The organism is uncultured Sphingomonas sp., from assembly GCF_946477935.1.
GTDB lineage: Bacteria > Pseudomonadota > Alphaproteobacteria > Sphingomonadales > Sphingomonadaceae > Sphingomonas.
The window spans coordinates 1-11223 of the sequence record NZ_CAMLAC010000114.1; the positions used below are offsets into that span (position 1 = coordinate 1).

An 11223-nucleotide genomic window follows, 5' to 3' on the forward strand; every position below is an offset into this window, starting at 1 on the left:
CCCCACACCGACGTTGCGTTTCCCCCGCCCCTGCGCTATGCGCGCGCCTTCCCAAGCGACAGCGACGGAAATCCGCGGGAGGGTGCGGGGCCATGCCCCTCGCCCGCCAGTACCGCTAGACTCGAAACGAGAGTGACATGGCAAAAAAGATTACCGGCTATATCAAGCTGCAGGTGCCTGCGGGCTCCGCAAACCCCTCGCCGCCGATCGGCCCGGCGCTGGGTCAGCGCGGCGTGAACATCATGGAATTCTGCAAGGCGTTCAACGCGCAGACCGGTGAAGTCGAGAAGGGCACGCCGCTGCCCACCGTCATCACCGTCTATGCGGACCGTTCGTTCTCGTTCGAGACGAAGACGGCGCCTGCCACCTACCTCATCAAGAAGGCCGCCAACCTGAAGTCGGGCTCGAAGGAGCCGGGCAAGGTGTCCGCGGGCAAGATCGCGCGCTCCAAGCTCGCCGAGATCGCCCAGACCAAGATGAAGGACCTGAACGCCAACGACATCGAGGCTGCGACCAAGATCATCGAAGGCTCCGCCCGCGCGATGGGCCTCGAAGTGGTGGAGGGCTGATAGCATGGCCAAGCTGAGCAAGAAGCAGAAGGCGATCACGGTCGACCGCGAGAAGCTGCACGCCATTGACGAGGCGATCAACCTCGCCAAGTCGGGTGCGACCTCGAAGTTCGACGAGACGATCGAGATCGCGCTGAACCTGGGTGTCGATCCGCGTCACGCCGACCAGATGGTCCGCGGCGTCGTCAATCTGCCCAAGGGTACCGGCAAGACCGTGCGCGTCGGCGTGTTCGCCCGCGGCGCCAAGGCCGAGGAAGCCAAGGCGGCTGGTGCCGACGTCGTCGGTGCCGAAGACCTGATGGAGACCATCCAGGGCGGCACGATCGACTTCGATCGCTGCATCGCGACCCCGGACATGATGGGCATCGTCGGCCGTCTCGGCAAGGTGCTGGGCCCCAAGGGCCTGATGCCGAACCCGAAGCTGGGCACCGTGACGATGAACGTCGCCGACGCCGTCAAGGCAGCCAAGAGCGGCCAGGTGGAATACCGCGTCGAAAAGGCCGGCATCATCCACTCGGGCATCGGCAAGGCGAGCTTCCCGGCCGAGGATCTGCGCGCGAACTTCGACGCGCTGGTCGATGCGGTCATCAAGGCCAAGCCGTCGGGCGCCAAGGGCAAGTATGTCCGCAAGGTCGCCGTGTCGTCCACGATGGGCGCAGGCATCAAGGTGGACGTAGCCGAGATCGCAGGCGCGTAAAGCGCTCCTTTCGGTTCATCCATACCGACACGAAGGCGCCTGTGCGGGGACACCCTCCGCACAGGCGCTTTTTGTTGTTGACGCGCACCGGGCAAGGGCAGACGCTGGCGCCCATGATCCTGCTGACCCTCGCGCTGCTGGGTACCGCGCCCATCTGCACCGATACCCGGCAAATCTGCCGCGCCTGCACGATCGTGCATGGCAAGCAGGTCTGCTCCACCCCCGGCATCGCTTGCCAGCCGCTCAAGCGTGTCTGCACCAAGCCCGAAACCGCCGCGAACGGCGACGGGAGGATCAGGGGTCGTCAAGCCAGCGCAGCGGCACCTACGCTAGGCGCACGTCCGACGCGGCGTTAAGACCCGGCTCGCCTCCAGGAGCCGTCCATTTGCCTTTGCCCAAAAGCCTGTCCGTCCTCCCTCTACTGGTTACCGCCGCGGCGTGCAGCACGACGCATTACCGCCCCGCGGTGGACCACCCGGTCAAGATCGGCCGCCCCTATACCGTGCGTGGCATCACCTACACGCCTGCGGCCGAGCCCGATTACGATATGCTCGGCCTTGCCGGCTGGTACGGCAACGAGTCGGGAAACCAAACCGCCAACGGCGAGCGATTTCGCGTCAAGGCGATTGCCGGCGCCCATACGACCCTGCCGCTGCCCAGCTATGTCGAGGTGACCGCGCTGGATACCGGCCGCACCATCCTGGTGCGCATCAACGATCGCGGCCCTTTCGTCCGCGGGCGGATCATCGACCTGACGCGCGGGGCGGCGCGGCAATTGGGTATCGAGGGACGCGGTATCGCCCCCGTCCGCGTCCGCCGCGTCGATCCATCCGAACGTGATCGCGCCAAACTGCGCAAGGGACGGGCGGCGCCGCTGCGCCCTGATGCGCCGCCCGCATCGCTTGCCGCGTGGCGCGCGCAACTGGCTGGCACGCCCGCGGCATTGGACGCTGCCGCGGGTCGTTGATCGTCATCTCTACCGCATTTGAAGACGGTGTTGCCCATCGGCATCACCTCTGTCACGCAAGCGCCATAATGCAGTTCTAGCGGCCCGGATTACCGGGATATCAAAGAGGCTTCGCCGGAAAGGCGGGCTCGAGCGTGGGAATTGCAACCAACATGACACCGTGGATCAAGCGCGCCGCCCTGCTGGGTTCGGCGCTGGGTGTGCTGGCGATCGTACCGGCCACCGCCCAGACCGCAGACACCGCCACCAGCGCAGCCGACACCCAGCCTGCGGCCGAGGGCCTGGAGGAGATCACCGTCACCGCCGAACGGCGTTCGGAAAGCCTGAACCGCGTACCGGTATCGGTCGCGGTGGTCGGTGGCGCCGATCTGCGCAGCTTCCAGACCGGTGGCGACGACATCCTGGCGCTGTCCGGCCGCGTGCCCGGCCTGTATGCCGAGACGACGACGGGCCGTATCTTCCCCCGCTTCTATATCCGTGGCCTCGGCAATATCGACTTCTACCTGGGCGCATCGCAGCCCGTGTCGGTGATCCAGGACGATGTCGTGCTGGAACATGTCGTGCTGAAGTCGAACCCGGCGTTCGACGTGGCCCAGGTCGAGGTGCTGCGCGGTCCGCAAGGGTCGCTGTTCGGCCGCAACACGACCGCCGGTATCATCAAGATCGATACGATCAAGCCGACCCAGAGTTTTCAGAGCCGCGCGACCGCCTCGATCGGCTCGTACAACACCGTCCACCTCGACGCGGGCGTCGGCGGCCCGATCATCAGGGACGTGCTCGCCTTCCGCGCCTCCGCGCTGATACAGCACCGCGACGACTGGATCGACAACACCTACACCGGCCCCAGCCTCGACGGCACCCCCACCCCCCGCAAGGACGCGATGGGCGGCTTCACCGAACGCGACGTGCGCCTGCAACTCGCCTTCACCCCCACCGACCGCCTGTCCTTCGACCTGTCCGGCCACGCCCGCTGGTACGACGGCACCTCGACCGTCTTCCACCGCGCCGCACTGCGCCGCGGATCGAACGACGTATCCGCCGAACCCCGCAACCGCATCGCGCTCGATGAAGGCCGCGACAATCCGCAGTCCTATGAAACGCAAGGCGCCTCGCTGCGCGCGAACTGGGATATGGGGGCGGCATCGCTGACCTCGATCACCGCCTATGAACGGACCAGCGGCTTTAGCGCGGGCGACACCGATGGCGGTGCGGCCGCGAACTTCCCGGTTAACGGGGTTGCCAACGGCTATGGCCTGAGCCTGGGCCGGGTTCGCGATCTGGATCAGTGGACGCAGGAGGTGCGCCTCGCCTCCAACGGCACCGGTCCGTTCCGCTGGCAGGTCGGCGGCATCTATTTCGACAGCCGCGACACCACCGACTTCTATCAGCGCCGCTTCCTGTTGCTGCCCGCCTATAATCCGCTGCAGCCGGGCAATCCCAACACCAACAATCCGGACAATTGGGTGCGTCTGCGCAACACCAACACCTCGTGGGGCGTGTTCGGCCAAGTCAGCTATGAACTGGTGCCCGACCTGACGATCACCGCGGGTGGCCGCATCAGCGAGGACAGCAAGCGCACGCGGCTGGTCAAGGCACCGGGCCGCCCCGATGGCGGCGTCGTCTATCGCGGCCGCACTGATGTCAGCCTGTCGGATACGCAGCCGAGCTGGGATCTATCGGCGCTGTATCAGGTGAACCCGGACCTGTCGGTCTATGTCCGCGCCGCACGCGGCTTCCGCGGGCCGACGATCCAGGGCCGCTCGGCGGTGTTCAATTCCGACTTCACCACCGCGGACTCGGAAAAGAACCTGTCGTTCGAGACAGGCTTCAAGAGCAACCTGTTCGGCAACACGCTGCGCCTGAACGCGTCGGCCTTTGCCTACCGGGTCAGCGACATCCAGTTGAACGGCAACGATGCCGACGGCAACGGCGTGCTGTTCAATGCGGACAAGGCGGTGGCGTACGGGCTGGAGGCCGATGCGCAGTGGTTGCCGGTGCGCAACCTGGCGCTGTCCGCAGGTGTCAGCCTGCTCCATTCCGAAATCCGCGACAGCCGCGTCTATGCGCAGGTCTGCGCGCTGAACGGTCAGGTGGTGTGCACCGTGCAGGACCCGACGATCACCCGCACCATCTTCGGCGCGCCCGCCGTGCTGGCACAGATCGACGGCAATCCGCTGCCCAATGCCCCGGAGTACAACGTCAATCTCGCCGCACGCTATGACGTGCCGCTGGCTGACGACAGCAAGGTCTTCATCTCGACCGACTGGAATATCCAGGGGTTTACCAACTTCGTCCTGTACAAGACGAAGGAATTCAACGCCAACGGCAACTTCGAAGGTGGCCTGCAGGTCGGTTATGCCGCGCCGAACGACGATTGGCAGATTGCCGTCTTCGCCCGCAACATCACCAATGAGAAGAACCTCAAGGGCGTGATCGAGAACTACATGGCCGCAGTGTTCAACGAACCGCGGATCATTGGCGTGACGCTAAGCGGCAAGTTCCGCTGATCGGCTGACCGACTGATCAAAAAGAAGGGCCCGCTTCCGATAAGGAGGCGGGCTCTTTGTTTTGATGCCCTCTCCCCTGCCGGGGGGAGGGAAGGTTCCGATCAGATACCGACGATGCCGCCGTCCGTCTTGGTGATGACGATCGTCGCCGAACGCGGGCGCACCCCGGCCGCGGCCGTGCCGGTCTGGTTCGCGGGCCAGTTGCTGGTGATGTCGTTCGGGCCACCGCCCTCACCCGGATGCTGGATGTTCACGAACAGCGAGGTGCCGTCGGGCGACGAGGTGATGCCGGTGATCTCGCAGCCCTTCGGCCCCACCAGGAAGCGCTTGAGCGAAGCGCCCGGCGCCTTGCCGACATGCGCCTGCACCGTGGCGCTGGCGCCGGCCACCGTGCTGGTCACCGACTTCGTCGCACCGTCGCCGACACGGCCCGGGATCGCCGCCAGCATCATGCAGTTGGTGACGTCGGTATAGGCGCCGTCATCGGTCTGGATCCACATCACCGGCGTGGCCTGACCGGCGGCGTTGGTCGGCTCGCTGAACCACAGGCCGTCCGGCGACGAGAAGTCGTTTGTCGCATCCAGCCCCGACAGGTTGATATTCGCCGCATCCGCCCCAGCCTCGGCCCCGAAGGCATAGACGTCCCAGGTGAAGCCGGTCGCCTCCGTCGAGTCGTTGGTCTCGCGCAGGCGAATGACGTGGCCGTTGACGTTGCCGGTGCTGCTGCCACCCGTCGTCCTGGTATCGACATAGGCACGCGGGTTTGGCGCATCGACGGCGTTCGAACCGGTCGGACGACGCGACGAGTTGTTGGTCAGCGTGCAGTACATCTCGCCGGTCGCGGGATTGACTGCGGTCCATTCCGGACGGTCCATCCGCGTCGCCCCCACCGCGTCGGCGGCCAGACGGCAATGCGTCAGCACATCGGCCTGATCGGCAAAGGCGTAGGTGGGATAGCCGGTCTGCGTCAGTACACCCTGACCGAACACCAGCGGCAACCACTGCCCCGAGCCGTCCGCGTTGAACCGCGCGACGTAGAGCGTGCCAGCGTCGAGATATTTGTCGCCCACGGCCAGCCGGTTCGCCGCGTTCGCGTCGGCCGCAGCCCAGGCGGTGTTCGACACGAACTTGTAGATATATTCGCCCTGCGCATCGTCGCCCATGTAGAAGGCGGGCTTTACGCCGGCGATCATCCGGCCGGGGCAGACGCCTTCATGGTTCATGCGGCCAAGCGCGGTGCGCTTGCGCGGCGTTGAGTTCGGATCGAACGGGTCGATCTCGACGATCCAGCCATATTGATTGGGCTCGTTGCGGTAATCACCGGTGCCGTTGGCGGCCTTGCTGGCGTCCACCGTCGCGTTGAACTTGGCGATACGCGTGTCGCCCTCTGCCGGCGCCGCTGCGCTGGTCCAGTTGTAATTGCCGATGCGGATGCCCAGGCCGTAGCGGTTGAACGCGGTGACCGACTTGGCCCCCAGCGCCGCCGCCCGCCGGGCATTGTCGTCGGCGTCGCGCCGGAAGTAACCGGCCCAGTTTTCCTCTGCCGTGCAATAGGTCATCCACGGCATCGTGCCGTTGGCGCAGTTGTTGATCGTGCCGCGACCCGCCGTGCCGTTCGGCGAGAAGGCGGTGAACAGCAGCGCATTGCCCGCCACCGGGCCGGAGAAGCTGGTCGGCGTGAACGGCGTGATGCGGCGGTTGAGGCCGCTCGCCTGCACATAGGACCAGGTGTTGTTGGTACGCGTGACCTCCACGACGCTGACGCCGTGGCATTCCATCTCCTTCAGCACCTCGGCGGTGGGTCGGATGCTGCCGGCGGTCAGGCCCGTGGGGCCGTTGGGATGGAGATAGCTTTCGGTGATGTTCTCATGGTTCATCACCAGCAAACCGCGCGTGCTGTTGCTGGCGCTAGGTGCGGTTCCGGTGGCGGCCAGGCCGAAATAGCTCATGCCGTCATGATGATCGCCCGCGCGCTGTGCGAAGTTCGTGTCGGTACCGTTATTGGCATAGGCCGGCACGTTGGCGGCCAGCGGATCACCCAGCCGGTACAGCACGGTGACATTATAGCCCGCGGGCACCGCGACGACATCCGCCAGGCTCTTGGGTACGGCGGTGAAGTCCAGCGCGATCGGGTTCACCGTCACCGTGACGGCGGTGTTGGTCGTCACTCCGTCGCCGCTGGTGGTCTCGAGGCGAAAGCCGAGCTGCGTCGCGGCGGCGACCGCGGGCGCACGGAAGCTGGCGTTCAGCGAATTGGCATTGGTCAGCGCGACGGCCGGCCCGCTGGTCTGGATCCACGCGGCGTTCGACAGCGTCCCGCTGGTCACCGCACCGGTCAACATCACCATCCGGCCGCCGGTGACGGTATTCGGTCCAGACGCCGTGGCGGTGACGGCTTCGTTATCCTCTTCATCGCAACCCGCCAGTAGCGCGCCGCCAAAGAACGCCGCCGTCATCGCGGACACGCCGTGGCGCAAGGTCGCGCGGCGCGACAGGCGGGTGGCGATGATGTCGTTCAGATGCGGATTGGCGGTCGGGTTGGTATCGATATCGCCGTCATCATAGGCGACGGGCTGCATCGGATCGGTCATGGAAAATCCCCCGGGAAATGCCGCGCTTATGCCCGCGACGTGCCGCGTTCCTTTGGCGTGGCAAAAAGGCAGCACGGCTGCACTTCGGCGTCGCCCCGATGACACCCGCATGACGTGACGATGACAGCGCCGCAGCGGTCGGTGGGAGCGCTCTCTTTACGCATCAACCGGTTGCCCTTAGCGAAGGCTCGAAGCCGCGATGAGCGAACAAGGGGATTGAGGATGCAGAAGCAGATGATCAGCCGGCGTGCGCTGGTGGCGGGCGGCGCAGCGCTGGTGGCGGGCTGCGCAGGCGGTGTCGGACGCGGCCGCGGCAGCGCGGGCGACCGCTTCGTCACGGTCGAGGGGCTGCACTTCATGCGCGAAGGCCGGCCCTATCGCTATGCTGGTGCCAATCTCTGGTACGCGCCGTGGCTGGGCGCCGCGACGTCCTATGGCGACCGGGCGCGGCTGACCCGGGAGCTGGACCGGTTGCAGGCGCTGGGCATCCGCAACCTGCGCATCGCCGGCTCGGGCGAATTGTCGCCACTGAAGAACTCGGTGACGCCCGGCTTTCGCGATCGCAGCGCCAATTACAACGAGGATCTGCTCAAGGGGCTGGACTGGACGCTGGCCGAAATGGCCAAGCGCGACATGACCGCCGTGGTCTATCTGACCAACTTCTGGGAATGGTCGGGCGGCATGATGACCTATCTCTACTGGGTCAACGGCGGCAACTATATCGACATGAACGATCCGGCGCATCCCTGGCCGGAATTTCCGAACCGGAACGCCGCCTTCTACGGCAATGAACAGGCGCAGACCCTGTACCGCGACTATATCCGCGCGGTCGTCGGCCGGACGAACAGCGTGACGGGCACGCCTTACGCCGCCGATCCGACGATCATGGCATGGCAGCTCGCTAACGAACCGCGCCCTGGCGGGTCGGAGGCCGTGGCGATCCCCAACCTGCCCAATTTCTACCGCTGGATCGACGGCACCGCCCGCTACATCAAGGGGCTGGCGCCGCGGCAACTGGTGTGCACCGGCTCGGAAGGGCTCAAGGGCTCGATGGAGCGCGAGACCATCGTGATGGAAGCGCATCGCTCGCCGGCGATCGACTATCTCACCACTCATATCTGGCCGAACAACTGGAGCTGGATGGACGCGGGCAATCTGGCGGGCACCTATGATGCGGGCGCAGCCAGGGTGGCCGACTATATCGCCGCGCACGTCCGCATCGCCCACGCACTCGGCAAACCGCTGGTGATCGAGGAGTTCGGTTATCCGCGCGACGGCGCCGACGCCCATGATCCCGGGGTGCCGACGACCTACAAGGACCGCTTCTACCGCCAGATCTTCGCTGCGATCGAGGCGGATGCGAAGGCTGGCGGCCCGCTTGCCGGCTCGAACTTCTGGGCCTGGAACGGCGAGGCGCGCGCGGCGCATCCCGACTACCGGTTCCAGCGGGGCGACCTGTCCTACATGGGTGACCCGCCCCATGAACCGCAGGGCTGGTACGGCGTGTTCGACACCGATGCCTCGACGCTCGCGATCATCCGCGCGCACGCAGCGGCGATGGCGAAAATCTGAGTTTACCGGAAGACGCGAAGACGCGAAGGGTTAAGAAGATTTGTTCGCGCGGAGGCGCGGAGGCGCGGAGAGGTTGCGCCTGCCGCGCCCAAAGCGCGACCTGTCGACCGGAAGACAAGACGCAGCCGGGGAACGAGGGAGCCTTCGGCTCAAACCCAATCTTCGCGCCTTCGCGTCTTCGCGTGAATCAATCCTCAGGTTGATAGGACGCGCAGCAGCCCCCGGAACGCAACTCCTCCGCGCCTCCGCGCCTCCGCGCGAACAAACCTTCTTCTTCCACCCACCCCGCCCGATTGACTTATCCACCGATTCGTATAAGCGCCCCCACGCACCCGGCGTTCGCGTCGGGTTCCGTCCAAGACAGCAGGTGTCGGGAATATGCCCGGCTTAATCTCCTGCCGAGACGGGGACTAGGATTTCACCGGCTCGGCCATTCGCGCCCGCCGGTCTGCCGCGGTTTCATCCGCGTCGGTTCCCATGCCCCCATCGCTGGACACCCCGGAGGGTGTTTCACCGTCCGGTTTGTAACCGGAAGGGCCGCTTGCGGCGCTTCCAGAATGTGGAGAATGGCATGGATCGTGATCAAAAGACCCAGGCCGTCGCCGAACTGAACCGTACCTTCAACGAGGTCGGCGTGGTGATCGTCACCCGCAACCTCGGCATGACCGTCGCCCAGTCGACGGCTCTGCGGACGAAGATGCGCGAAGCCGGCGCCGTCTACAAGGTCTCGAAGAACCGGCTTGCCAAGATCGCGCTCCAGGGCACCGACTATGCCGGTGTCTCGGACATGCTGACGGGTCCCGTCGGCATTGCCTCCTCGATCGACCCCGTGGCCGCTGCAAAGGTGGCTGCGGAGTTCGCCAAGACGACCGACAAGTTCGAGATCGTCGGCGGATCGATGGGCGCGAACGTCCTCGACGTTGCAGGCGTGCAGGCGCTGGCGACGCTGCCCTCGCTGGACGAGCTCCGGGCGAAGATCGTTGGCCTCATCGTGGCACCCGCCACGAAGCTGGCGACCATCACCCAGGCTCCCGCGGCGCAGATCGCCCGCGTCCTCGCGGCTTATGCCGACAAGGACAAGGAAGCCGCCTGATCTTTGGGCGAAACCGACTGAACTGACACTATCGGGCCGGACCTTCATCCCGGCCCATATTGGAGAATACACATGGCAGACCTGAACGCGCTGGTTGACCAGCTGAGCGAGCTGACCGTTCTCGAGGCCGCCGAGCTCTCGAAGCTGCTCGAAGAGAAGTGGGGCGTTTCGGCCGCAGCAGCGGTTGCAGCCCCGGCCGCCGGTGGCGGCGCAGCAGCTCCGGCCGCTGAAGAGAAGACCGAGTTCGACGTGATCCTCACCGGCGACGGTGGCAAGAAGATCAACGTCATCAAGGAGGTCCGCGCGATCACCGGTCTCGGCCTGACCGAAGCCAAGGCGCTCGTCGAAGGCGCGCCGAAGCCGATCAAGGAAGGCATCGCCAAGGACGAAGCCGAGAAGATCAAGAAGCAGCTCGAGGAAGCCGGCGCGACCGTCGAGCTCAAGTAAGCCGCAGGGGTGGTGCAGGCAGCACGCTGCCAGCACCACCACAAGGCCGGACAGCGGGCCAAGGCCCGTCCGACGTCATGGGATTCACCCCCATGACGGCTTGATCCAGGAAAAAGGGCGGCTCCCCGATGGGGATGCCGCCCTTTTTCTGTTACCGCCTACCGGGATGAACCGGCAGCCTACCCTGCCGCCCCGCGGTGCGGCCGCACGCCGACCTGATCGTACATCCGGTTCTGCCCATCCAGCCAGATCGGCGACAGCTTGGCCGAGTCGGCACGCTCGATACCAAGAGCGAACGTCTGGCGGGCGACCCCGCCCCCTGCCCGCGCCGCGATCGCCAGCACGGGCACGAACATGGGCCGATCGGCCGCGGTGATGACGTGGATCGCATCACGGGCAAGCGCGGTCACCGTGCGGACGGTGCGGCTCTCGCCCGGCGCCAGCGCGAAGGGCGGCACCGCCGGCCGCGGCAGCGGCGACAGCGCGGCCAACTCGGCATCCAGCCCCTGATGCGCGCTCATCAGCCGCGCATCGAGCACGACGCGCTCCAGCGTCACCGCACCACTGTTGGTCAGCGTCACCTCCGCCTCCGCGGTCGCACTGAGCATGTTGAGCCCGACTCGCTGGGGGCGAACAGCGATGGTGATCGGCGCTGCCGGGATTGGCGGCGCCGTGGGGGCCAGGGGAGGAACCGGCGCAGGTGGAGCCGGCGGCGGAGACACGGGCTTTGGCGGCACCGGGGCCGGGGGAAGCGGCTCCGCAACCGGCGCCGGCTCCACC

10 protein-coding genes are annotated in these 11223 nt (G+C 66.1%); 8 read left to right on the plus strand and 2 right to left on the minus strand.

Going from position 1 to position 11223, the window contains the following annotated elements:
- Positions 1-137 precede the first annotated feature (137 nt).
- The 5 genes from rplK to Q0U08_RS12540 all read left to right on the plus strand — a co-directional run bounded on the left by rplK (position 138) and on the right by Q0U08_RS12540 (position 4740).
- The gene (gene rplK / locus Q0U08_RS12520) at positions 138-569 is read left to right on the plus strand and encodes a 50S ribosomal protein L11 (protein ID WP_298091726.1); all 432 of its coding nucleotides are present in this window, start codon (positions 138-140) and stop codon (positions 567-569) included.
- A gap of 4 nt (positions 570-573) precedes the next feature.
- Positions 574-1266 carry a 50S ribosomal protein L1 gene (gene rplA / locus Q0U08_RS12525; protein WP_298091727.1) on the plus strand — a complete coding sequence of 231 codons (693 nt, stop codon included), beginning with the start codon at positions 574-576 and terminating at the stop codon, positions 1264-1266.
- Between the two features lie 74 nt (positions 1267-1340).
- Positions 1341-1622, plus strand: a complete 282-nt coding sequence (locus tag Q0U08_RS12530; protein ID WP_298091728.1) for a hypothetical protein — start codon at positions 1341-1343, stop codon at positions 1620-1622.
- Positions 1623-1687: 65 nt separating this feature from the next.
- Positions 1688-2233: a septal ring lytic transglycosylase RlpA family protein gene (locus Q0U08_RS12535; RefSeq protein ID WP_298091734.1), complete on the plus strand. Its 546-nt coding sequence runs from the start codon at positions 1688-1690 to the stop codon at positions 2231-2233.
- A 152-nt stretch (positions 2234-2385) separates the two neighbouring features.
- Positions 2386-4740: a TonB-dependent receptor gene (locus Q0U08_RS12540; RefSeq protein ID WP_298091735.1), complete on the plus strand. Its 2355-nt coding sequence runs from the start codon at positions 2386-2388 to the stop codon at positions 4738-4740.
- Positions 4741-4841: 101 nt separating this feature from the next.
- Here the strand turns inward: Q0U08_RS12540 and Q0U08_RS12545 are convergent, their stop codons facing one another.
- Complete coding sequence (locus Q0U08_RS12545; protein ID WP_298091729.1) at positions 4842-7331, minus strand: alkaline phosphatase PhoX; 2490 nt, start codon at positions 7329-7331, stop codon at positions 4842-4844.
- Positions 7332-7553: 222 nt separating this feature from the next.
- Here Q0U08_RS12545 and Q0U08_RS12550 point away from each other — a divergent pair, with 222 nt between their 5' ends.
- The 3 genes from Q0U08_RS12550 to rplL all read left to right on the plus strand — a co-directional run bounded on the left by Q0U08_RS12550 (position 7554) and on the right by rplL (position 10443).
- On the plus strand, positions 7554-8903 hold the full coding sequence (locus tag Q0U08_RS12550; protein ID WP_298091730.1) for a mannanase: 1350 nt from the start codon (positions 7554-7556) through the stop codon (positions 8901-8903).
- Between the two features lie 571 nt (positions 8904-9474).
- Positions 9475-9996, plus strand: a complete 522-nt coding sequence (gene rplJ / locus Q0U08_RS12555; RefSeq protein ID WP_298091731.1) for a 50S ribosomal protein L10 — start codon at positions 9475-9477, stop codon at positions 9994-9996.
- Positions 9997-10068: 72 nt separating this feature from the next.
- Positions 10069-10443 carry a 50S ribosomal protein L7/L12 gene (gene rplL / locus Q0U08_RS12560; protein WP_298091732.1) on the plus strand — a complete coding sequence of 125 codons (375 nt, stop codon included), beginning with the start codon at positions 10069-10071 and terminating at the stop codon, positions 10441-10443.
- Between the two features lie 179 nt (positions 10444-10622).
- Here the strand turns inward: rplL and Q0U08_RS12565 are convergent, their stop codons facing one another.
- A complete protein-coding gene (locus Q0U08_RS12565) occupies positions 10623-11051 on the minus strand; it encodes a hypothetical protein (protein WP_298091733.1) in 429 nt (142 codons plus the stop codon).
- Positions 11052-11223: the final 172 nt, after the last annotated feature.

Coding starts and splice junctions, on each gene's coding strand:
- rplK (WP_298091726.1), top strand. CDS start 138: ATGGCAAAAAAGATTACCGGCTATATCAAGCTGCAGGTGCCTGCGGGC.
- rplA (WP_298091727.1), top strand. CDS start 574: ATGGCCAAGCTGAGCAAGAAGCAGAAGGCGATCACGGTCGACCGCGAG.
- Q0U08_RS12540 (WP_298091735.1), top strand. CDS start 2,386: ATGACACCGTGGATCAAGCGCGCCGCCCTGCTGGGTTCGGCGCTGGGT.
- Q0U08_RS12545 (WP_298091729.1), bottom strand. CDS start 7,331: ATGACCGATCCGATGCAGCCCGTCGCCTATGATGACGGCGATATCGAT.
- Q0U08_RS12550 (WP_298091730.1), top strand. CDS start 7,554: ATGCAGAAGCAGATGATCAGCCGGCGTGCGCTGGTGGCGGGCGGCGCA.
- rplJ (WP_298091731.1), top strand. CDS start 9,475: ATGGATCGTGATCAAAAGACCCAGGCCGTCGCCGAACTGAACCGTACC.
- rplL (WP_298091732.1), top strand. CDS start 10,069: ATGGCAGACCTGAACGCGCTGGTTGACCAGCTGAGCGAGCTGACCGTT.
- Q0U08_RS12565 (WP_298091733.1), bottom strand. CDS start 11,051: ATGCTCAGTGCGACCGCGGAGGCGGAGGTGACGCTGACCAACAGTGGT.